Genomic DNA, 22,622 nt, shown 5'->3' with positions numbered 1-22,622 from the left:
TAATTATTTAATTCCCAGTTTCTTGGCAATTTCTTTAGGAAGTGCGTCTTTATGCACCAGGATATTCATTGTCTTGTAGGCAACGAATGCTTTGGATGCATACCAGATACCATTATATTTGCCTGATTTACCCCAAGAGTTTTTCACCATGAAGTATTCTTTTCCGTTCTGGTCTTTAGCGATACCGTAGATTACCATTCCGTGGTCGTCTGTTGTTTCCCAGTTGTCAAAAGCAACTTGGCGCATTTCCTGGGTAATGTCCTTTTCAGGGAAAGGTTTGGTGAATAGTTCTCTGCGTTTGTCGGCAGCAGTCAGTCCTGTCCAACGTGCCATGTCCGAACCGGACAGTTCGGATTCTTTGGCTGCATCCGGCATTACGGCGATACCGTCACGTGAGAATCCTTGTTCGCTGACATCGCTACCCCATGCAAAGGTATAGCCTTTCTTTACAGCATTGTCCATAACAGCCATCAGCTCTTCGATAGGCAGGTTGTAAGACAGGCCATTGCGCCAGTTATCCTGAATTTCGATGGCGAATTGAGAATAGAACGGATGGTGTGTATAAGAAGTCAGTGATACATAGTCGTTATAGTTCAATCCCAGTGATTCGGCAAAAGTCTTTGGAGTATATTCTTTGCCTTTGTAGGTGAACTTTTCCGGACATGCTCCCAGGTAAGTGTCATAAATGGCGCTTAGTCCGTTTTTCCATACCGGAGTCAGTTTGCTCAACTTACCTTTTGCAATCGCATTGATGTAACCGGAAGCAACAGCATCCAGTTCGTTATGTACTGGCAGCGTATCACCGTACATAATACCCGGCATCACTTCTTGCGGAACGATACCATAATTTTTGATACAGTACATTACATCATAAAAACTTCCGCCCGGTGAGAAAGAACTGTCACCATGGTAACGTACATAGTTTACTCCGCGGTCTTGCATTGTTTTGTGTACAACAAACATTTCAGACAGGTCGTACTCACCTTTACCTAAACGAAGTAGTTCTGATTCAACAAATCCGAGAGTTGAGAAACTCCAGCAAGTACTCGAACGATTTTGGTTCTTGATAGAAGTTATCGGATTTTCTTTCACTGTCGTGAAAACAAAACCTTCTTCAGGTTTTGCATCTTGTGCCATAACACTTAGGCTGAATAGGCCTAAAGCAGCAATAAGGATTGTCTTTTTCATTCCTATGAAATTAATATTAAATGTTTTGGCTACAAATATAGGAAAGTTTCACCACAGAGTACGCAGAGGACACAGAGTTTTTTTATTATACATTGTTCGTTCTGTTATTCTGCACCTGTCGAACGTGCTCTTCTCTACGTATATATCAGGAGAGTAGATGCTTCGACTACGTTCAGACTATACCTTGATAAGAATATCTGAAGATGTTTTGAGCGGAGATAATGGCAGATCGATTTATTTCTTAAGAAAAAACTCTGTGTCCTCTGCGTACTCTGTGGTTAGTCTTTATTGTATCTTGGCGCGGTAAGTTCGTTCGGAGAAAGTAATATTCAGGAACAGGGAAAAGCTATTTTCTTTCTGCATACCATTAGGTATTTTCATCCGACCTTTATATTTCAATCCGAGGGAGAGGACATTATTATTGCGTAATCCGAAGTTAAGTCCGGTGCTGACATAATATTCGGTTGCCTTTTTCTTTTGAATGACAATATAGGAATTGTTGATACCTGTTCCCAATAGGATGCTGACCGGATTGCGATAGACATTGCCCAATGTATATCTTCCACCGGCTGATAACCGGTGTTGATTCTCAAAACTGACGTTAGATTGGGAAGATTGCATCCGGCTCCAGTCCACATATTTGTAGTCGATGGTTGCCATCCATCGCAAAGTGTTGTAGGAAGCTCCTATCCCTAAGAATTGAGGAAGACATTGGCGATAGCGTTTCAGGCTTCTTTCAATATCACCCCCTCCCGAACTGCTACTAACGTATAAGTTATTATCTTGCTTAAAATCCTGCGAGTAACCATATACGGCACCGGCAACGAAAGAACGTTCGCGGTCTATAGCCCATTTATACTGTACACCAAAATCCGCATAAAAAGTATGTTTGTAGGAACTGGTTTCTTCTGTGGCAGTACCTTGCGTCTCCGTTTGTGTGATAGTCCCCGTCACATAAGAGAGATTGGTGCCGACAGAAAATCCTTTGCCGAAAAGGTAAGCCGTACTGATACCCATCTTGGAAAGCCCTCCTTCACCCTGAAAGAGAGAAGAGATGGTACCTCCATTGGTGCCTGCCACCTCTTCATCCAGCGTGATGGCATATCCTACACTGCTGACGGGAGCCATGAAAATAGCTCCATACCAGCGTGGAATAATCCGGCAGCCGATACTTAGGTTATTCAGATTTCCGGTGACGGAACGGTTGCTTGCTCCTCGTTGCGAATAAATCTGGTATGCTCCCATGATACCGGCATCGATCTGGAAGCGTTGTTCGGTCAACTCTGTGAGTGAAGCCGGATTGGCACTGTTCAGGAAATTATTTCCTCGCAATGCAATGCCTGCGCCGCCCAATCCGGTATATTGCCCGCCTTCTCCGGTTGAAAGCTCTCCCAGTCCGAACATGGAAGTAGGGGAGTTCGTTGTATTTTGTGCAATGATTATAGAGACAGGAGTATAGAATGCCAGAAGGCAAAACAAAATCTTTTTCATTGTTGATAAGTTTTGTAAAGTATGATAAGTTTGGTATTCTTTTTATTGGCAGTATGTTCCCCGTCGCCGAAGATAACGCCTTGGAGAGTGGTATAGAACAAGTTGTCCGGAAGAAATAATTGTAGTTTCTGACGGTCATATCCGGTAGTTCCCAGGTTTGTTTGCAGGAAAGAGGTGATGTCAAAGGAGTAATAAGTCTCCTCATAAGACATCTCATCGACTATCAGGTTTCCGCTTTGTACGGAACTCCCGGTGAGGTCGGTGATTACACTTTGCGTCACATTTTCATTGTTGGCGGTGTAGAGAGCCAGGCTTTTGGGCAACGGGTACATGCCGTCATAAGTTCCTTTCACCGGATATAGCTGTAACGTTGCGCTCTCGATGGTCACAAGCTCTCCTTTCTCGCAGAGATTATTTAAATGTGGGAAGTCGATGGTGACATACATGCCGGTCATTCCCTGCAAATAAGCCTGATGCTCGCTTTTTCCGGAAGAGTATTCATTACCGTCTCCACTTTGCAGGTTGACTATCGGGGTGTTTGAGCGGTCCTGTTCTATTTTGTTGTAAGTTAAGGTGCTGCTTGTGTTGAAAACCAATGTTTTTTCGTTCAGTGTTTCCGTAATCTGGTGATAGTAGACTGTGATGCACATACTGGAGTCGTTGACTTGAAATCCGCTGATACAAGCGTCATTTGCATCGGGTATGAAAGCAATTCCCTTGAAATAATCATGGAAGAAATTTTGGGATTGTACCCATCGGCCATCATTTAGCATCAAGTTGAACCATTCTTCTCCCCATGCATCCGGCAATCGTATTTCCAGTTCCTCGCTCGGTGAGCCCGGAGTAGGACGAAAGTCGAAAGATGCCAGTGGAGTTTCGTTGTAGTAGGCAGTAGTAGTGTTGTATAGGTACCCTCTATCGTCCAGTTCTATATTCTTTGTCAGTTCATGCAGATAAATGCGTTGGTTTTTTAGTGTATCTCCCAGATAATTGCCCGAAGAATACAGGCGTATGGTGATCGAATCGAACTCATACTGGATGTTTTCATCAAAAGAATAGGAAGGTACTTCATACTCTGCATAAAAAGAGGCGGTAATTTTCCCCCATAAGTTGTCGTCACGATATCCTATCTGACAAACCGTATCTCCCGAAGTGGCTACGGAGTCGCTTAATACTGTACTAAGTAATACCGTACAGGTGTCCATCTGCGCGTTGAGAAATGAACTTTGTACCCATTTCGCTCCTATGGACGATGAATCGTCTACACAAGCGAAAAAAGAAAGAGAGATAAAGAATGAAAAAAGTTGTATGATTGACTTCATGTAGTAAAAATGAAATTGGTTTTGTAGCGGCAAAAGAAGAGGTTTTCAACAGTCCTCCAAAAAACTATCGACTAAATCTTTGTATTTGTCGACCTGAATTTTGTTGGTAGATAGAATGTCTTTATTTGTCGATAGTTTTTTTATGCGTGCCCGTTGCCGCCTACATTTGCGGTTGTAATCAACGACATATTTATGAATACGAAAATGAATAAATTACTTTGCATGATGGTGGTGCTGCTTTCATTGGCGGCATGTACGGATGATACTGAATATACGGCAGGTGTGTGGTATCGCCGTTCTGATTTTGATGGTGTGGCGCGTACGGACGCAGCTGGTTTTACGATTGGTAATGTAGGGTACCTCTGCACCGGATACCGGGGGAGTACCAAAGACCGTTTGAAAGATTGCTGGGCGTATGACATTGAGACTAATTCGTGGACACAGTGTACATCAATGCCCGATGCGGCTCCTGCCCGGAATGCGGCTACAGGTTTTGCAGTAGGTACCAAAGGATATATTGCTACCGGTTACGATGCGACGAAAAAGGATTATCTGAATGATTGCTGGCAGTATGATCCTGCTACGAATTCATGGAAGGAGATGGCTTCTATCCCGGATGGAACTGATGGAACTAATATCTATGGTAAACGGTATTATGCGCTTTCTTTCGGCATTGGTCAGTATGGGTATTTGGGTACAGGTTACAACGATAATTATCAAAAGGACTTTTGGAAGTTCGACCCGTCGGTGGGAGATAAAGGAGAGTGGACAGCCATGAGTGGATTTGGCGGGCAGAAGAGAATGGGCGGTATGGCTTTCGTCATAGATGATATCGCTTATATCTGTGGTGGTGAGAATAACGGTTCGGATGTGACGGATTTCTGGTGTTTTAATCCGGCAACGGGTACTTGGAAAGAATTGCGCGAACTTTACGATAAGAGTGATGATGATTATGACGACGATTACACTTCTATCGTCCGTTCTTATGCTTGTGCTTTCGTGATCGACGGTAAAGGATATATTGCTGTGGGGCAGACTGCAGGTGGTAGTTATCGTTCCAATTATTGGATTTACGACCCTCTTACAGACCTATGGGATGGAGAAGATTTGACAAATTTCGAAGGAAGTACACGTTCGAAAGCCGTATGCTTTTCTACCGGAAAACGAGGAATTATAGCTACGGGAGGGGCTTCTACTTATTATTACGATGATACTTGGGAGTTGAAACCTTATGAATATGAAGAGAAATAAAAAAACAATAGGTATTAGTTGCTTTGTCTTGCTGCTTTTAGTGGGAATCATATATGGGTATATGCATCCGATAAATATATATCGGCTGGAAGTAACTCAAGTTGAAGGTAGTGGATACGGTTATAAAATTTATGAGAGAGGGCGTTTGATAATTGTTCAGCCTTTTATCCCGGTTGTATCCGGGAAAAGGTCTTTTCAATCAGTACAGGATGCCCAATGTATCGGAAACTTAGTGCTGGAACGGATTAAAGCCGGAAATGATTTTGCTATATCAAAGGCCGATCTGGATAACTTGGGAATTGTGTATTAATGCCATCTTGTTGGCACAGTCATGCCACCCTATTGGCACGACTGTGCCAACGCGGTGGCATTGTTGTGCCAATACGATGGCACAAGATAAAGCGTTAAGTGCGAATTATTTCTTTTCTCCTTTGGGTGCTACTACATAATCTTCTTTGATAAACTCATCATACACACGCTTCGGATGGTCGAACGGTGCAATCCCATTCCTTTGTTCATTGAAGTTTTCCCGGCGGAATTGTTTCAGTTTCAGGTTATCTTCTGCATATTCCCTCAATTTCTTATGCTCATTTCCATAAAGCGAACTTTCAGTCACGTCAGAATTGAGCAGATTTTCTTTGGGAGTAATTGTTGGTAGGAGCACTTGTTCCAACAGACCACGATAGGCACCGTTATATTCGCACCATACGATATCGTTGGTTACAAATATACGATAGGAGTACTTAGACCAGGCAGTTTTGATTTCAATAGATGTAGCATAAATTTCAATGGTAGCTTCTGAACCATACGCTTGGTCACGGATCACAACGGTCGTCCGACCGCTAAGTTCTTCCTTCACGGAAGTTTGCCATTTATCAGAGTGTAAGATTTCTTCGATAATTTCCGGCAAATTTTCTTTAATCTCAAACTGTATTCTCATGGTGCTTGCCTGCGGGCAGGACTTTTTTGATTTTTTCCTCCTTAAACAATTAAGCTAGCCTAAAGTTACATAGATTAAAGCAAAAAAACAAGATTTTGTTTGAGAATTTATTCTTTTTGCCAAACTATCTGCCTTTTTCGTTTGTTTTTATAATAAATATGCACAAATCGTAAAAATAGAGTTTATGCGGAATAGGGCCCGGAAGAATTATGTCATTTATGTATTGATGTTGCTCCTGTTTGGAGGGTTGATTTATGTCGCTATTGAAGAGGGTGACCGGTTTTCGCACTATGCGATAAATGCGCATAACGTGGCACAGGGAGACCCTTTCAGCCTATTTCTTCAGTTTATACAGGACAATATTCATCATCCGCTCTCTACCTTATTGATTCAGATTATAGCTGTATTGGTGATGGTGCGTCTTTTTGGCTATTTATTTAGCCTGATCGGGCAACCGGGAGTGATTGGTGAGATTGTTGCCGGTATCGTGTTGGGACCTTCCGTGCTCGGCTTTTTCTTTCCGGATGCTTTTCATTTTCTTTTTCCGGCTCACTCGCTTACCAATCTTGAATTATTGAGTCAGGTGGGACTGATACTTTTCATGTTTGTCATCGGTATGGAGCTGGATTTCAGTGTGCTGAAAAATAAGATCAATGAAACGCTGGTGATTAGTCATGCCGGAATTTTGGTTCCTTTCTTTCTGGGTATTTTGTCTTCTTACTGGGTGTATGAAGAATATGCCGCCGACCAGACTCCATTCCTTCCATTTGCTCTGTTTATAGGTATTTCTATGAGTATCACCGCCTTTCCGGTATTGGCGCGTATCATTCAGGAACGGAATATGACTAAGACTCCTTTAGGCACGCTGACTATTGCTTCCGCGGCCAATGACGATGTGACGGCTTGGTGTCTGTTGGCAGTAGTTATCGCTATCTCCAAAGCGGGAAGTTTTGCCAGTGCACTATATTCAGTTGGACTGGCAGTTGTGTATATTGTAGTCATGTTTTTGGTCGTTCGTCCGTTTTTGAAGAAGGTAGGAGAGGTATATGCCAATCGGGAAGTTATTAATAAAACATTTGTAGCATTTATTCTGCTCATTCTTATTATTTCCTCCTGTCTGACGGAGATTATCGGTATTCATGCCCTGTTCGGAGCTTTTATGGCAGGGGTGGTGATGCCGTCCAATTTGGGTTTCCGGAAGGTGATGATGGAAAAAGTGGAAGATATATCTTTAGTCTTCTTTTTACCTTTATTCTTTGCTTTCACCGGGTTACGTACAGAAATCGGTTTGATAAACAGTCCGGAGTTGTGGATGGTATGTCTGCTGTTGGTGACGGTTGCTGTTGCCGGCAAACTGGGTGGGTGTGCCATCGCTGCCCGTCTGGTGGGTGAATCGTGGAAGGATAGTTTGACGATAGGGACATTGATGAATACACGGGGATTGATGGAGCTTGTCGCTTTGAATATCGGTTATGAAATGGGAGTTCTTCCCCCGTCTATATTCGTAATTTTGGTCATTATGGCGTTAGTTACGACCTTTATGACTACTCCTTTGCTTCATTTGGTGGAACATATTTTCGTACGTCGCGAAGAAAAGTTATCTTTGAAGCATAAATTGATATTTTGTTTCGGACGTCCGGAATCCGGGCGTGTATTGCTTTCCATTTATAGTTTGTTATTTGGGAAGCAGTTGAGGAAAAATCATTTGATTGCGGCACACTATACGGTAGGCACGGATTTGAATCCGTTGAATGCCGAGCATTATGCCAGCGAGAGTTTTGCTTTGCTCAATCAACAGGCAGTGAAATTGAATATTCAGGTGGATAACCATTATCGGGTGACGGACAAACTTGTACAGGAAATCATTCATTTTGTCCGTAAAGAACATCCTGATATGCTGCTTTTGGGAGCCGGGAGCCATTACCGTACGGATATGCCGGGGACTCCGGGGGCTATTTTATGGTTAACGCTTTTCCGGGATAAGATTGATGATATTATGGAGCAGGTGAAGTGTCCGGTAGCTGTATTTGTCAATCGTCAGTATCGGGAAGGCGCAATGGTTAGTTTCGTACTTGGTGGAATGATTGATGCATTTCTTTTTTCGTATCTGGAGAAGATGTTGCAGAACGGGCATTCGATACGTCTTTTCCTCTTTGATACGGACGATGAGGAGTTTCGCGGATGTATTGATGATTTGCAGGCACGTTATCCGGGACAAATGATTATAGTATGGTTTGAAGGAGTTGAAGATTTAGTGACTAAAGAGAAAGACGGACTATTGATAATGAGTCATCTTTCTTATACGAAATTATCCGAGGATGAGGCTGTGATACGAGAATTGTCATCTCTGCTGGTGATCCGCCGGAATAAGAATGCGGGAGATAAAAATGAAGGACTTGAAAATTGACGAATCTACGGGATTAGTGTTGGAAGGCGGGGGAATGCGTGGAGTATTTACCTGCGGTGTACTTGATTACTTTATGGATCATGATATCCGGTTTCCCTATACGATAGGAGTGTCTGCCGGTGCGTGCAACGGATTGTCGTATGCATCGCGGCAACGGGGACGTGCCAAATACAGCAATATTGACCTGTTGGAGAAGTACAACTATATCGGTCTGAAACATTTGCTCAAAAAGCGTAATATTTTGGATTTCGATCTATTGTTCAAAGAATTTCCCGAACACATTCTTCCTTATGATTATGAAACATATTTTGCTTCACCGGAACGTTTCGTGATGGTGACTACTAATTGCATTACGGGAGAAGCCAATTATTTCGAAGAGAAAAAAGACAGTAGCAGGGTGATCGATATTGTTCGTGCATCCAGCAGTCTCCCTTTTGTGTGTCCTATCACTTATGTAGACGAGGTTCCTATGCTCGATGGAGGAATTGTAGATTCCATCCCTCTGCAAAGAGCTATTGCGGATGGCTGTAAGAGAAATGTCGTGGTACTTACCCGTAACCGGGGATATCGGAAAGATTCGAAAGACATTCGTATCCCTTCGTTTGTATACCGGAAATATCCGAAGTTGCGTGAAGCGTTAAGTTGCCGGTGCGCTGTTTATAATGAACAGCTGGAAATGGTGGAACGTATGGAAGATGAAGGGAAGATTGTCGTTATCCGTCCTTTGAAACCTGTAGCTGTAGACCGTATAGAAAAAGATGTGCAAAAGCTGACAGAGTTTTATCAGGAAGGGTACGAATGTGCGAAAGCTTTATTTTCACTTTGACTTAGTATATTGCTTGGCAGCCTTTTCCAATTTCCGACTCATTAATTCTACCAATGTTTTAGGATAAAGAATTTCTATTCCGTCGACATATCCGAAGAATACCCGTTCTAACTCGTGGTTGATTACGACTTCAATTTCCAGTATGACGCTTCCGTCAGGTAGCCTTTCCACCAGTTGTTGACTGCGATGTATAGGCTTGGTTATGATGTAAGGTGCTTCGGCTGCCGCTACTTTGAAGCCAACTTTCTCCGCTACGCTTCCGGAGTTTTTGGTGACACCTACCAGGTCGTCGAAGAACGTATTCGGATCGAAGAATGTATTTTTGATATAGTGTTCTTGTGGCAGAACTTCCAATGATTGTATTCTGTCCAAAGCTAAATTCTGCAATATTCGTCCGTTTCCTCTGACCCCATAAACGAACCATCGGTTGCGATATTCTTTTAATAGATAAGGATAGAAAATAAAGCTGTTTGCCGAACGTGCTTTGAACGAACGATATTTGAGTTGTATCGGGTGCTCGTTGACAATCGCATGATAGATGGTGTCCAGATAATCCAGTCCTTTCAACGATTCATTCTTTTCAAAGTCAATGACAGGAGTGGTTTTCATCCGGGCAGAAGCAACATGGTCTTCCAGGCGATTGATAATCTCGCTCATTTCCGTGAAATAGGAGAAACCTTTAAATTGTCGCAGCACTTCCACTGCTTCCGACATCATTTTCAGGTCTTGTTCGTTCAGTGGGGTTTGTGTGATACTGTATTCCGGATCTTCATATTTATAGTATTTATTCTCGTACACCACAATCGGAGCATTATAGCCTAACTTCTCGCTACGCATCATCTGTATGTCCATTTGTACCGTCCGTTTGCTTATCCCTTTATCAATGCCTTCATATTCATAAAGAGCATCTGAACAGGCGTCTACCAAGTCTTCCAATGTCCAGCGTCGATACGGATTACGCAGACAGTTGTCAATCGTTTTATAACGGATTAGAGCATTTCTATTTGCTGGCATAAGTAGAAGAATAAAGATTTGCTTCAAAAGTAGAAAAATAAATTCAGGAAAACAAAAAGGTTACAGGGCTTTATTTCCATAATATTTTCCTAATTAGGTATCTATTTCTACTACTTTATCTTTTTTTTTCTCGATTAATTCGATTTTAAGTCATTATTAATTCACTTTTGTGGAATTTATTAAGGGATGCCTCTTTACTTTGCTGAAAATAGTTTTAAGGACTTAATGGTATAACATGAAAAACAAAGAAATAACATGGTAAAAAGGTTGAATTGGTTATTGGTCTATTTATTGTTTTCAATAGGGATAATGGCACAGTCCGGCGGCAGGAAACAGTATAATTCTTACAAAGGATTGGTTATGGCTGGTTATCAGGGGTGGTTCAACACCCCTGGTGACGGTTCCGGCCGTGGATGGCATCATTACAATGGTCGTGAAGGATTTCGTCCGGGATCGTGTTCCGTAGATCTTTGGCCGGAGGTATCGGAGTATAAGAAGCTCTATAAAACGGATTTTACTTTTGCGGATGGTAAGTCTGCATCCGTCTTTTCTTCTTATGACAAATCGACTGTCAATGTTCATTTCAGATGGATGAAAGAGTATGGACTGGATGGAGTGTTCATGCAGCGTTTTATCGCAGAAATCCGGAATGAAAGCGGATTGCAGCATTTTAATAAAGTATTGAACTCGGCAATGAAAGCTGCTAATAAATATGAACGGGCTATTTGTGTAATGTATGACTTGAGCGGGATGCAGCCTGGAGAAGAAAAACTGCTGCTCAAAGACATTGCGGAAATTGCGCAACGCCATTCTTTAAAAAATCATGCGAAAAACCCTTCTTATCTGTATCACAATGGCAAACCGTTGGTAACAGTATGGGGTGTGGGATTTAATGATAATCGCCGTTATGGATTGAAAGAAGCTGCACATATTATCGACGGCTTAAAATCACAGGGATTTAGTGTGATGCTTGGAGTACCTACCCAATGGCGGGAGCTGAAAGGGGATACGGAATCAGATCCCAGGTTGCATGAGCTTATCAGAAAATGCGATATTGTGATGCCTTGGTTCGTGGGACGTTACAATGAAACCACTTATCCGAAATATCAGAAGTTGGTGGAAGAAGATATCCAGTGGGCGAAAAAGAATCAGGTTGATTATGTACCGTTGGTTTTTCCGGGTTTCTCCTGGGGGAATATGAAAGGTAAAGATCATAATTCATTTATCCCCCCGCAATAAAGGCTCTTTTCTTTGGAAACAGATGATGGGAGCTATCCGGGCGGGTGCCGAAATGATTTATGTAGCTATGTTTGACGAAATTGATGAGGGGACGGCTATCTTTAAATGTGCAAAGGAAGTTCCGACAGGGAAAAGTACATTCGTTCCTATCGAGGAGGGAGTGGAAAGTGACCATTATCTGAAACTGGTTGGTGAAGCCGCTAAGGTTCTGCGCAAAGAAAAGGCGATAGCTTTTAATACCAGTCTGAATCCGGCAACTCCGAATCCTTTCATCCGGCATATGTACACAGCAGACCCTTCGGCTCATGTTTGGGAAGACGGACGTCTGTACGTATATGCTTCCCATGATATTGCACCTCCGCGAGGTTGTGATTTGATGGATCGTTATCATGTGTTTTCAACCGATGATATGGTGACCTGGACGGATCATGGAGAGATATTAAGCTCCGATCAGGTGCCATGGGGACGCAAAGAAGGAGGATTTATGTGGGCTCCGGATTGTGCTTATAAAAACGGTACTTACTATTTTTATTTTCCTCATCCCAGTGAAACAGACTGGAACGACAGTTGGAAGATCGGAGTGGCTACCAGCAATAAACCGGCGGAAGGATTCAAAGTGCAGGGATATGTTGAAGGGATGGATCCGATGATTGACCCTTGTGTCTTTGTTGATGACGACGGGCAGGCGTATATTTATAATGGCGGTGGCGGCACCTGTAAAGGAGGTAAGTTGAAAGATAATATGATGGAGCTGGATGGTCCGATGCAACTCATGAAAGGACTGGAAGATTTCCATGAGGCAGCTTGGATTCACAAATATGATGGAAAGTATTATCTCTCTTATTCCGACAATCATGATGAAAACTGGAACGATGGAGTGAAGGGGGACAACCGGATGCGCTATGCGATCAGTGACTCTCCGTTGGGACCTTGGGAATCGAAAGGTATTTATATGGAACCGACTGACAGCTATACCAATCATGGATCTATTGTCAAGTTCAAAGGACAATGGTATGCCTTTTACCATAACAGTGCGTTGTCCGGACACGACTGGCTTCGTTCTATCTGTGTAGATAAACTGTATTACAATCCTGATGGTACGATAAAGTTAGTAAGGCAAACCAAATAAGTGATTGCCCCTTTTAAATTTTATTTCTGCAATTAATAAATCTGATAGTATGAAGTTGAATAAAATAGTCTGTTTAGCCGTTTTATGCAGTGTAGGTAGTCGGATGACGGCACAGGAAACGTATCCGTTCCGCAATCCGCAACTCTCTGTTGAACAGCGTGTCAACGATCTGGTTTCCCGTTTGACTTTGGAAGAAAAGGTGAAACAGATGTTGAATAGCACTCCTCCCATTGACCGTTTGGGTATTCCTGCTTATAACTGGTGGAACGAATGTCTGCATGGTATCGGTCGTACCAAATATCATGTCACCGTATTCCCACAAGCCATCGGCATGGCTGCTGCCTGGAATGATGCATTGATTAAAGAAGTTGCTTCCTCCATCGCTGACGAGGGTCGGGCTATCTATAACGATGCGCAGCGTAAAGAGGATTATAGCCAATATCACGCATTAACTTACTGGACTCCTAATATAAATATATTCCGTGATCCTCGCTGGGGACGCGGACAGGAAACCTATGGTGAAGATCCTTTTCTGACTTCTAAAATTGGAGAATCCTTTGTGTTGGGATTGCAAGGAGACAATCCCCGTTATTTAAAAGCCTCGGCTTGTGCCAAACACTATGCCGTGCATAGCGGGCCGGAGAAAAACCGTCATAGCTTCAACTCGGATGTAAGTACTTATGATTTGTGGGACACTTATCTGCCGGCTTTCCGTACATTGGTTGTTGATGCCAAGGTATCCGGCGTGATGTGTGCATACAATGCTTTTCAGGGGCAGCCTTGTTGCGGCAATGATTTGCTGATGCAATCTATTTTGCGTGATAAATGGAATTTTAAAGGATATGTCACTTCTGATTGTGGCGCTATCGATGATATATTCAATCACCATAAGACCCATCCGGACGCAGCAACGGCAGCAGCCGATGCCGTATTTCATGGAACCGACTTGGATTGTGGACAAAGTGCTTATCTGGCATTGGTCAAAGCGGTAAAAGACGGAATTATCACAGAAAAACAAATTGATGTATCTGTCAAACGTCTGTTTGAGATTCGTTTCCGCTTGGGATTGTTTGACCCGGTGGAAGAAGTGGATTATGCACGTATTCCTGTTTCTATTCTGGAATGTAGAAAACATCAGGATTTAGCCAAACAACTGGCACGTGAGTCAATGGTATTACTAAAGAACGACCAATTATTACCACTTCAAAAGAATAAACTGAAAAAGGTGGTAGTAATGGGACCGAACGCAGACTGCAGGGAATCGTTACTTGGAAACTATAATGGACAGCCTTCCCGTATGCTGACTCCTTTGCAGGCCATTCGTGAACGTTTGAATGGTTGGGCAGAAGTCATATATATAGAAGGTGTAGATCATGTAGATGCTGTTCCCGAAAATCAATTGAAAGAATACATGAGACAGTCCAAGGAAGCAGATGTCGCCATTTTTGTCGGTGGTATCAGCCCGAGACTGGAAGGTGAAGAAATGCCGGTCAGCAAAGATGGATTTGATGGCGGCGACCGTACGACAATTGCTTTACCGGCAGTTCAAACTCAAGTGATGAAAGCATTGGCTGCAGAGCATATTCCGACGGTTTTTGTGATGATGACAGGCAGCGCATTGGCTATTCCCTGGGAAGCCAAGAATGTTCCGGCTATACTGAATGCCTGGTATGGCGGACAATATGGAGGAGAAGCTATTGCTGATGTATTGTTGGGAGATTACAATCCTTCAGGAAAGCTTCCGGTCACTTTTTATGCACAGGATAGTGATTTGCCCGACTTCGAATCGTATGATATGCAGGGACGTACCTATCGCTATTTTAACGGAAAAGCTCTTTATCCTTTTGGCTATGGATTGAGCTATACGGATTTTACTTATTCTTCACTGAACCTGCCTAAAGTCTGTCACACCACAGACAAGGAAGTGCAGGTAACTGTAACGGTGAAGAATACCGGACGGTTGGAAGGTGAAGAAGTAGTTCAGCTTTATATATCCCATCCTGATAAAAAGATATTGGTTCCGTTGACCGCATTGAAAGGTTTTAAACGGGTGCACTTACGGTCTGGTGAAGCACAACGCCTGACATTTTCCCTGTCTCCGGAAGACTTGTCTTGTGTGGATGAAAATGGCATCCGGAAGGTCCTGCCGGGAACAGTAAGAATACAGGTTGGCGGTTCTTCACCTGTGCCGACGCTGGCTACTCCTTTGAAACTGGTAGAAAGTACATTGAAAATGATTGGAAATACACATATAATAGATAAATGAGATTCTGATAATATTAGAAAAACGAATATAACATGAAAAACAAAATGAAATGGATGTTGGCAATAGGATTATTGTCATGTTCGATGGCAATGGCGCAGCAACAAAGTGATATACTGTCGGTATCGGCTTCTGCCAATGCGGACAATGCTGCTTTAGCTTTTGATAAAAATGTAAAGACGATGTGGACATTACCTTCGCAGGCACTAAAGACCGAGCAATGGCTGATGTTTACCATCCAGCAACCGGGTGATGTTTGCGAACTGGATCTTCAGATGCAGGGAGTCAACAAAAATGAACTGAAAGAGGTATTGGATATCTTTGTCACTTATGACCCGATGAATCTGGGAACTCCCGTAAACTACCGGATAGAAGGCAATGACAAACAGATGAAAGTGAAATTCACTCCTAAATATGGTGCTCATGTCAAGTTGAATTTCAAGCCGGGAAAGCTGGATAAACCTTTCTCTCTAAAGGAGATTTCAGTATTGGTAGCAGAGAAGGTACTGACAGATAGTAAAGGGAAAGTGACTGACCGTCGTTATATGGATGCATCGCTTCCGGTAGAAGAACGGGTGGAAAGTCTGCTGGCAGTGATGACACCCGAAGATAAAATGGAATTGATTCGTGAAGGATGGGGGATTCCCGGTATTCCTCATTTATATGTACCGCCTATCACAAAAGTGGAAGCCGTACATGGTTTCTCGTATGGAAGCGGAGCGACTATTTTTCCGCAGGCTTTAGCAATGGGAGCCACCTGGAACCGGAAGCTGACGGAAGAAGTGGCGATGGTAATCGGAGACGAAACGGTAGCTGCCAATACAAAGCAGGCATGGTCACCGGTGCTGGACGTTGCGCAGGATGCACGTTGGGGACGTTGTGAAGAGACTTTTGGAGAAGACCCGGTATTGGTATCACAAATAGGTGGTGCATGGATCAAAGGATATCAGTCCAGAGGATTATTTACCACTCCCAAGCATTTTGGCGGACATGGTGCTCCATTGGGTGGGCGTGACTCGCATGACATCGGTTTGTCTGAACGTGAAATGCGTGAAGTTCACCTGGTGCCGTTCCGTCATGCTATCCGAAACTATGACTGTCAGTCTTTGATGATGGCTTACTCCGATTATATGGGTATTCCGGTTGCCAAGAGTATGGAACTGCTGCAACAGATTTTACGGCAGGAATGGGGCTTCAACGGATTTATTGTCAGTGACTGTGGTGCTATAGGTAATCTGACTGCCCGTAAACATTATACGGCACAAGACAAGATTGAAGCTGCTAACCAGGCATTGGCTGCCGGTATTGCAACTAATTGCGGTGATACTTATAACAATAAAGAAGTGATTCAGGCCGCCAAAGACGGCCGCATCAACATGGAAAATCTGGACAACGTATGTCGTACCATGCTTTCTACCATGTTCCGTAATGAACTCTTTGAAAAGAATCCCTGCAAACCGTTGGACTGGAAGAAGATTTATCCGGGATGGAACTCTGACAGCCATAAAGAGATGGCACGTCAGGCAGCCCGTGAATCTATCGTAATGTTGGAGAATAAAGAGAACCTTCTGCCTTTGACCAAGAACCTGCGTACAATAGCTGTACTGGGTCCCGGAGCAGACGATCTCCAACCGGGTGATTACACTCCGAAATTACTACCCGGACAGTTGAAGTCCGTATTGACAGGCATTAAAGAGGCTGTTGGTAAGCAAACGAAAGTTCTTTATGAACAGGGTTGTGACTTTACAAATCCAGATGAAACGAATATTCCCAAAGCAGTAAAAGCAGCTTCTCAATCCGATGTTGTAGTAATGGTATTGGGGGATTGTTCTACCAGCGAAGCCACCAATGATGTTCGCAAGACATGCGGCGAGAATAATGACTGGGCCACTCTGATTCTGCCGGGTAAACAACAGGAATTGCTGGAAGCGGTTTGTGCGACAGGTAAACCGGTGATTCTGATTCTTCAGGCAGGACGTCCTTATGATATTCTGAAAGCATCGGAAATGTGTAAAGCTATTCTCGTAAACTGGTTACCGGGACAGGAAGGCGGCCCGGCAATGGCAGATGTACTGTTTGGTGATTATAATCCCGGCGGTCGCTTGCCGATGACTTTTCCGCGTCACGTAGGACAACTTCCTTTATATTATAATTTCAAAACATCGGGGCGTCGTTACGAATATGTAGATATGGAATATTATCCTCTTTACCGTTTCGGATTCGGTCTTAGCTATACCTCTTTTGAATATTCGGATTTGAAGATACAGGAAAAACCGAATGGAAATGTGACGGTTCAGGCTACAGTGAAGAATACAGGAAGCCGTGCCGGTGATGAAGTAGTACAATTGTATGTGACGGATATGTATGCCAGCGTCAAGACCCGTGTTATGGAGTTAAAGGATTTCGATCGTATTTATTTGCAACCGGGAGAATCGAAAACCGTCTCTTTTGAACTGACACCATACGATATTTCATTGCTCAATGACCACATGGACAGAGTAGTGGAAAAAGGAGAATTCAAAATATGTGTCGGTGGCATGAGTCCTGACTATGTGGCCAAGAATGAGATTAAACATAGTGTGGGTTACAGCGATAAGAAAAAAGGGGTGACCGGTATGCTTAACTATACGCACGAATTCGGTGCCGACTTTATCCTTTCTATATCCAAAGTGGAAGAGAATCTGACGAAGAATCAAAAGACTGTATGGGTCAGCGTGAAAAACAATGGCACGCTGATGGATATTGGCAAGGTGGAAATGTTTGTTGACGGCAAAAAAGCAGGGGATGCCATTCATTATGAACTGGGAGCCGGAGAAGAAAAACTGATTCCGTTCAAACTGGATAAAGACAACAAGCAACCTGTTGCTTTTACTACTAAATATAAGATGGTGGTTCTGTAGAGCCATCACCTTCATCTAATTCCTGATAAAATGAAACAATTACTTTTGGTTTCGTGCTTGCTGTCACTGTCCGCTATCTTGGGATTACCGGAAGTGAAAGCAGATGTAAGGATGCCTTTGATTTTCGGCAACCACATGGTTTTGCAGCAAGATACCCGGATTACGATTTGGGGATGGGCTGATGCCGGAGAAAACATTGAAGTACTCTTTGCCGGACAAAAAGTGAGAACCACTGCCAATGCCGACGGGACATGGCAGGTAAAATTGAAGCCGGTAAAAACGAAGAAAAAAGGAGAGACGCTGACTATTACCGGAAAAAATAAACTGGTTTATTCGGATGTACTGGTAGGTGATGTATGGGTTGCTTCCGGACAATCAAATATGGAGTGGGGGATCAAGGTCAGAAAAGAATATGCTGATGATATAGCTCATTCGGAAGATTCATTGTTACGTTTATTCTTTGTTCCTAAAAATACATCGCTACAGCCATTGTCGGAGATTGAAATTCCTCAAGGAACAGCCAGTTCCGAACGGGCTGCCAGGTGGGTGCTTTGTACTCCGGAGATGCTGGCAAAAATAAATGGGCAGGGTTTCTCTGCTACTGCCTATTACTTTGCACGTGATATGCGCGTTGCAAACGGACGTCCGTTAGGAGTGATACAGTCCGCCTGGGGTGGTACACGTGCAGAAGCTTGGACAAGCCTTTCCGGGCTAAAGCAGGAGCCAGCATTGGCTCATTATGTAGCTGCTTACGAGAAAAATGTGAAAGATAATCCGGAAATACTGGCTACTTATCCGCAAAAGCAGAAAGAGTTTGATACAGCAGTCAGAGAATGGGATCAAACAATAGGTAAAGAGTGGAATCAGGCACAGAAAGAATGGGCGGTAGCCGTACGGGCTGCACAAGCCGATGGGAAACCAGCGCCCGCCAAACCGGAACCCAGAGTACCTCGTCCACCCAATCCACGTAAACCGGACGGTGGAAATAACGGCCCGGCTAATCTGTTTAACGCCATGATTTCTCCTTTAATTCCGTTAAGTATCAAAGGTGTAATCTGGTATCAGGGTGAATTTAATTCCGGTGGCTCGGCAAAAGAATATGCGACACTTTTTTCCCGGATGATTACAGATTGGAGGGAGAAATGGGGAATAGGAGATTTTCCTTTTGTATATGTACAGCTTCCTAATTTTGAGCCTGTAGATCAGGAGCCTTCTGTTGAGGGGAACGGTTGGCGTTGGGTGCGCGAAGGTCAGTTGAAAGCACTGAGCCTGCCTAATACTGCGATGGCGGTAACGATTGATGTTGGCGACCCGTTCGATTTGCATCTGGTTGATAAATATGATGTAGGACATCGGTTAGCTCTTGTTGCCCGTAAATTGGCATATGGAGAGAAAGTTGTTGGTATGGGACCTCTTTATAAGAAAATGTCAGTGAAGGGCAATAAAATTATTTTGGAGTTTACCAATCAGGGTAAGAAGTTGATGATAGGGACTTCTCCCTATATCCCTGAAGGAGAACAGGCTCGTCCAAAGCCGACAAAGCTCACGGGATTTGGCATTGCCGGGACCGACCGTAAATTTGTTTGGGCGGATGCCGTCATAGAAGGTAATAAGGTCATTGTATCGAGTCCTGAAGTTGCCGAACCCGTAGCTGTACACTACGGATTTTCCAATAGCCCGCGTTGTAATCTGTATAATGAGGAAGGGTTGCCGGCATCGCCTTTTCGTACAGATCACTGGGAATGACACAAATACCGGAATAAATAAAAAGAAAAACACCATGAAGAGATCTACTCATCTATTAATTGCAAGCGTATTGGCAGGATGTATCACTTCCTGTTCATCAGGAAAGCGAATCGCCCAACATCGGATAGTAACTAATCCGATGAATCTGAACTACCGGTTTCAACCGAAAGACGAATCGTGTCGGGAAGCTGCTGATCCGGTATTGGAGTATTTTAAAGGCTATTATTATTTATTTGCGTCCAAGTCCGGTGGATATTGGCGCTCTGAAGATCTGGCCGACTGGGAATATGTTCCTTGTACGACTATCCCCACATTGGAAGATTATGCTCCTACCATTCTTCCAATAGGAGATACGCTCTATTTTACTACTTCCAGTGGGAAAACACAGATTTTCAAAAATGCCCATCCGGAAAAAGATACTTGGGAGGCTGTAGATACCAAACTGACCTACCGGCTTCACGACCCGGCTTTCTATAGTGATGAGGACGGTAAGGTGTATATGTATTGGGGGTGTTCGGATAAGGAGCCGATTATGGGGGTGGAAGTAGATCCGAAAGACGGTTTTCGTGCGTTGGGTGAAGCCAAAGCACTGATCGCGCATCATGGAGACAAGTATGGCTGGGAAGTTCCCGGAAAGAATAATGAAGAACCGCGTCAGGGATGGAACGAAGGACCTTGTATGCTGAAATATGAAGGACGTTACTATTTGCAATATGCGGCTCCGGGTACTCAATATCGTATCTATGGCGATGGAATCTATGTAGGAGATACTCCTTTGGGGCCTTTTGAATATGTGGAAGACAATCCGTTCTCATTTAAACCGGGAGGCTTTATCGGTGGGGCAGGACACGGACATACTTTTCGGGATAAGTATGGAAACTACTGGCACGTAGCTTCCATGATCATTTCCGTTCGTCATATGTTTGAACGGCGGTTGGGACTTTTCCCGGTTGCTGTATCCAGTCGCAACGGTATATATGCTCACACAGTCTGGTCGGATTATCCTTTCTATATTCCTAACCGGAAAGTTGATTTTGATAAAACAGATTTGAGTATGGGATGGAATCTGCTTTCATACCGGAAACCGGTACAGGCTTCTTCGTCTCTTGCCGGCTATGAACCGGGCAATGCAAATGATGAACAGATTGAAACATGGTGGGCTGCTCAAACCGGAAAAAAGGGCGAATGGTTGCAGGTTGATTTGGAGACTCTAATGTTGGTAAATAGTATACACGTGAATTTTGCCGACCATCACTTCAAGGTTTTCGCACCACACCCTCCCGTTGTTTATCAATTTTTTATCGAAGGTTCGGCAGATGGGAAAAAATGGATGAATTTGTTTGATGAAACAGAGAATGGAAAAGATGAGCCTCATCGCCTGTTTACGTTGGATAAACCCGTGAAGGTCCGTTATTTGAGAATTTGTAACGCTAAAGAGATGGATGGGTGCTTCTCTTTATCCGGTTTCCGTGTATTTGGTAAAGGAGAAGGTGCTGCTCCTTCTAAGGTGACAGGCTTCCGGGCAATCCGGGATTCGGAGGATAAACGAATGTACCGTTTCACTTGGGATGCACAAGAAGGGGCTACCGGATACGTGTTACGGTGGGGAACACAGAAAGATAAGTTAACGCACGCAGTGACGGTATTTGACAATCAATATGAAGCCCGTTACTTTAACAGAGACTCGGAATATTATTTCTCGATAACGGCATTTAATGAGAATGGTAATTAGTGAAATGAAAGGTCGTTCTTCATGGAAAAAAGGTTCCGGGATAGCTCCGGAACTGACAGCTCCCCAACCCGGCAAATGGGAAAAAGTAAAGATTAAAATCCCTTCTGCAATCAATGTCAATGACTGGGGAAGAGGTAGCAAGGTTGGAGCAGGGACACCACGACCGTATACACCGAGTTCGGTCTATTTCCCTAGCTATCCGGAACATTGGGTATATATCCGCATGGGATGGTTGTGTCGTAACTTTCGTATTCCTGCCTCTCATGGCCTGAAACAGGAAGACCTTCCCAAAGATTTGAATAAACCGTTGATTGCTTCCTTTATATAAACCTTTGCCCATGTTCAATGCACTGAAAGCCGCACTCAAAGGCAGTGAATGGACTACATTCGAAGAAGTAAAACATCCGGTGAAACCGGAATATCCTTCTCCTGTTTATCCTGTTGCCTGTCTGATTGGACAGCCTCGTCCGGATTTAATAGATTTCATAACCAAAGCCGGTTTGGGGTTAACAGACCAGCCGAAAAAAGCAAACTTATGGATCATAGATGCCGAATCGGTGACAGCCGAAGATTTGCAGCGCATACAACCAGCTTTGAAAAAATGGAAAAAGAAAGGGGGAATGGTACTGGCATTGAGCATCGGACAGAAATTGAGTGATGACTTCTGTCACTGGTTGCCGGAGAAAGTAAAACTGACCGACCGCAGAGCTACGGCTTTAGAGATGAACAGAAATACTTCCTGGGGAAATTATTTTGAACTCCCCGATTTGTATTTTAGTGAGATGGAGGGTGACCGCTACATCTTAAAACAGGGATTATCCGGAGCATTGACCGAAAAGGGGAATATCGTATTAAAAGCCTCCCGTACAGACTGGAGCTTGTTCAATACGTCTCCCGAACATTGGAAGTGTGCGCAGGTCGTATTATGTGAAGCATTGCAGAAACCCGGGGGAGCAGCTTTAGTGACTTATCCTCTACAAGAGAATGTAAATCTGGTGTTGTCTGTGATTGACTATCGTTTACAGACGAAAGAAACGAATGTCTCCTGGAATTCCATGATGCGTGTAATGGGAATTGCAACATACGGAGCCGACTTCAATTCTCATGATGTAAAGAACAAGAAACATGGTTTGTTGATGGACGGCCCTGTAGATTAGAAAGTGGGAAAGTGATT

17 protein-coding genes are annotated in these 22,622 nt (G+C 43.6%); 12 read left to right on the top strand and 5 right to left on the bottom strand.

Annotation, left to right across the window (positions count from 1 at the left end; translation table 11 throughout):
* Positions 1-3 precede the first annotated feature (3 nt).
* The 3 genes from NXX38_RS24365 to NXX38_RS24355 all read right to left on the bottom strand — a co-directional run bounded on the left by NXX38_RS24365 (position 4) and on the right by NXX38_RS24355 (position 4,001).
* Positions 4-1,188 carry an aminopeptidase C gene (locus tag NXX38_RS24365; RefSeq protein WP_148364635.1) on the bottom strand — a complete coding sequence of 395 codons (1,185 nt, stop codon included), beginning with the start codon at positions 1,186-1,188 and terminating at the stop codon, positions 4-6.
* 285 nt (positions 1,189-1,473) lie between these two features.
* On the bottom strand, positions 1,474-2,679 hold the full coding sequence (locus NXX38_RS24360) for a hypothetical protein (protein WP_258981464.1): 1,206 nt from the start codon (positions 2,677-2,679) through the stop codon (positions 1,474-1,476).
* Positions 2,676-4,001: a DUF4270 family protein gene (locus NXX38_RS24355; protein WP_148364637.1), complete on the bottom strand. Its 1,326-nt coding sequence runs from the start codon at positions 3,999-4,001 to the stop codon at positions 2,676-2,678. The genes NXX38_RS24360 and NXX38_RS24355 overlap by 4 nt, the downstream gene beginning before the upstream one ends.
* A gap of 192 nt (positions 4,002-4,193) precedes the next feature.
* Here NXX38_RS24355 and NXX38_RS24350 point away from each other — a divergent pair, with 192 nt between their 5' ends.
* Both NXX38_RS24350 and NXX38_RS24345 read left to right on the top strand, forming a co-directional pair.
* A complete protein-coding gene (locus NXX38_RS24350; protein ID WP_167511746.1) occupies positions 4,194-5,252 on the top strand; it encodes a kelch repeat-containing protein in 1,059 nt (352 codons plus the stop codon).
* Positions 5,233-5,562 carry a DUF4907 domain-containing protein gene (locus NXX38_RS24345; protein WP_217723059.1) on the top strand — a complete coding sequence of 110 codons (330 nt, stop codon included), beginning with the start codon at positions 5,233-5,235 and terminating at the stop codon, positions 5,560-5,562. The genes NXX38_RS24350 and NXX38_RS24345 overlap by 20 nt, the downstream gene beginning before the upstream one ends.
* 105 nt (positions 5,563-5,667) lie before the next feature.
* Here the strand turns inward: NXX38_RS24345 and NXX38_RS24340 are convergent, their stop codons facing one another.
* Positions 5,668-6,192 carry a hypothetical protein gene (locus NXX38_RS24340; RefSeq protein ID WP_217723057.1) on the bottom strand — a complete coding sequence of 175 codons (525 nt, stop codon included), beginning with the start codon at positions 6,190-6,192 and terminating at the stop codon, positions 5,668-5,670.
* Positions 6,193-6,376: 184 nt separating this feature from the next.
* On the opposite strand from NXX38_RS24340, the gene NXX38_RS24335 reads away from it, so the two are divergent.
* Together NXX38_RS24335 and NXX38_RS24330 are read left to right on the top strand one after the other, a co-directional pair.
* A complete protein-coding gene (locus tag NXX38_RS24335) occupies positions 6,377-8,599 on the top strand; it encodes a cation:proton antiporter (RefSeq protein WP_258981459.1) in 2,223 nt (740 codons plus the stop codon).
* A complete protein-coding gene (locus NXX38_RS24330) occupies positions 8,580-9,425 on the top strand; it encodes a patatin family protein (protein WP_008774817.1) in 846 nt (281 codons plus the stop codon). The genes NXX38_RS24335 and NXX38_RS24330 overlap by 20 nt, the downstream gene beginning before the upstream one ends.
* Here the strand turns inward: NXX38_RS24330 and NXX38_RS24325 are convergent.
* Entirely contained in the window at positions 9,417-10,439 is a 1,023-nt protein-coding gene (locus NXX38_RS24325) for a YafY family protein (protein ID WP_117935904.1), read from the bottom strand. The genes NXX38_RS24330 and NXX38_RS24325 overlap by 9 nt on opposite strands.
* 255 nt (positions 10,440-10,694) lie before the next feature.
* Between NXX38_RS24325 and NXX38_RS24320 the strand changes: the two genes are divergently transcribed.
* Genes NXX38_RS24320 through NXX38_RS24285 form a run of 8 tightly spaced genes read left to right on the top strand, consistent with a single transcriptional unit; the run spans position 10,695 to position 22,605 of the window.
* Positions 10,695-11,678, top strand: a complete 984-nt coding sequence (locus tag NXX38_RS24320; protein ID WP_258981457.1) for a glycoside hydrolase family 71/99-like protein — start codon at positions 10,695-10,697, stop codon at positions 11,676-11,678.
* Positions 11,679-11,700: 22 nt separating this feature from the next.
* Positions 11,701-12,807 carry a family 43 glycosylhydrolase gene (locus tag NXX38_RS24315; RefSeq protein ID WP_258981455.1) on the top strand — a complete coding sequence of 369 codons (1,107 nt, stop codon included), beginning with the start codon at positions 11,701-11,703 and terminating at the stop codon, positions 12,805-12,807.
* A gap of 49 nt (positions 12,808-12,856) precedes the next feature.
* Entirely contained in the window at positions 12,857-15,073 is a 2,217-nt protein-coding gene (locus NXX38_RS24310) for a glycoside hydrolase family 3 C-terminal domain-containing protein (RefSeq protein WP_258981453.1), read from the top strand.
* 32 nt (positions 15,074-15,105) lie between these two features.
* The gene (locus NXX38_RS24305; RefSeq protein WP_217721218.1) at positions 15,106-17,970 is read left to right on the top strand and encodes a glycoside hydrolase family 3 C-terminal domain-containing protein; all 2,865 of its coding nucleotides are present in this window, start codon (positions 15,106-15,108) and stop codon (positions 17,968-17,970) included.
* Positions 17,971-18,000: 30 nt separating this feature from the next.
* Positions 18,001-19,716, top strand: a complete 1,716-nt coding sequence (locus NXX38_RS24300; RefSeq protein ID WP_258981451.1) for a sialate O-acetylesterase — start codon at positions 18,001-18,003, stop codon at positions 19,714-19,716.
* A gap of 34 nt (positions 19,717-19,750) precedes the next feature.
* Complete coding sequence (locus NXX38_RS24295) at positions 19,751-21,448, top strand: family 43 glycosylhydrolase (protein WP_258981449.1); 1,698 nt, start codon at positions 19,751-19,753, stop codon at positions 21,446-21,448.
* Positions 21,432-21,776 carry a hypothetical protein gene (locus NXX38_RS24290; RefSeq protein WP_258981447.1) on the top strand — a complete coding sequence of 115 codons (345 nt, stop codon included), beginning with the start codon at positions 21,432-21,434 and terminating at the stop codon, positions 21,774-21,776. Before NXX38_RS24295 ends, NXX38_RS24290 begins: the two co-directional genes overlap by 17 nt.
* Before the next feature lie 10 nt (positions 21,777-21,786).
* Complete coding sequence (locus NXX38_RS24285; protein WP_258981446.1) at positions 21,787-22,605, top strand: hypothetical protein; 819 nt, start codon at positions 21,787-21,789, stop codon at positions 22,603-22,605.
* Positions 22,606-22,622 lie beyond the last annotated feature (17 nt).

This window comes from Bacteroides sp. BFG-637, assembly GCF_024793605.1.
Lineage (GTDB): Bacteria > Bacteroidota > Bacteroidia > Bacteroidales > Bacteroidaceae > Bacteroides > Bacteroides vicugnae.
Note: the sequence above shows the minus strand (reverse complement) of the source record. Positions and strands in the feature narration are given on the sequence as shown.

Excerpts from the sequence above, each read along its gene's own strand:
- NXX38_RS24325 (WP_117935904.1), bottom strand. The coding sequence starts at position 10,439 with ATGCCAGCAAATAGAAATGCTCTAATCCGTTATAAAACGATTGACAAC.
- NXX38_RS24340 (WP_217723057.1), bottom strand. The coding sequence starts at position 6,192 with ATGAGAATACAGTTTGAGATTAAAGAAAATTTGCCGGAAATTATCGAA.
- NXX38_RS24305 (WP_217721218.1), top strand. The coding sequence starts at position 15,106 with ATGAAAAACAAAATGAAATGGATGTTGGCAATAGGATTATTGTCATGT.
- NXX38_RS24355 (WP_148364637.1), bottom strand. The coding sequence starts at position 4,001 with ATGAAGTCAATCATACAACTTTTTTCATTCTTTATCTCTCTTTCTTTT.
- NXX38_RS24350 (WP_167511746.1), top strand. The coding sequence starts at position 4,194 with ATGAATACGAAAATGAATAAATTACTTTGCATGATGGTGGTGCTGCTT.
- NXX38_RS24360 (WP_258981464.1), bottom strand. The coding sequence starts at position 2,679 with ATGAAAAAGATTTTGTTTTGCCTTCTGGCATTCTATACTCCTGTCTCT.
- NXX38_RS24345 (WP_217723059.1), top strand. The coding sequence starts at position 5,233 with ATGAATATGAAGAGAAATAAAAAAACAATAGGTATTAGTTGCTTTGTC.
- NXX38_RS24320 (WP_258981457.1), top strand. The coding sequence starts at position 10,695 with ATGGTAAAAAGGTTGAATTGGTTATTGGTCTATTTATTGTTTTCAATA.
- NXX38_RS24300 (WP_258981451.1), top strand. The coding sequence starts at position 18,001 with ATGAAACAATTACTTTTGGTTTCGTGCTTGCTGTCACTGTCCGCTATC.
- NXX38_RS24330 (WP_008774817.1), top strand. The coding sequence starts at position 8,580 with ATGAAGGACTTGAAAATTGACGAATCTACGGGATTAGTGTTGGAAGGC.
- NXX38_RS24365 (WP_148364635.1), bottom strand. The coding sequence starts at position 1,188 with ATGAAAAAGACAATCCTTATTGCTGCTTTAGGCCTATTCAGCCTAAGT.
- NXX38_RS24290 (WP_258981447.1), top strand. The coding sequence starts at position 21,432 with ATGAGAATGGTAATTAGTGAAATGAAAGGTCGTTCTTCATGGAAAAAA.
- NXX38_RS24295 (WP_258981449.1), top strand. The coding sequence starts at position 19,751 with ATGAAGAGATCTACTCATCTATTAATTGCAAGCGTATTGGCAGGATGT.
- NXX38_RS24285 (WP_258981446.1), top strand. The coding sequence starts at position 21,787 with ATGTTCAATGCACTGAAAGCCGCACTCAAAGGCAGTGAATGGACTACA.
- NXX38_RS24335 (WP_258981459.1), top strand. The coding sequence starts at position 6,377 with ATGCGGAATAGGGCCCGGAAGAATTATGTCATTTATGTATTGATGTTG.
- NXX38_RS24315 (WP_258981455.1), top strand. The coding sequence starts at position 11,701 with ATGATGGGAGCTATCCGGGCGGGTGCCGAAATGATTTATGTAGCTATG.
- NXX38_RS24310 (WP_258981453.1), top strand. The coding sequence starts at position 12,857 with ATGAAGTTGAATAAAATAGTCTGTTTAGCCGTTTTATGCAGTGTAGGT.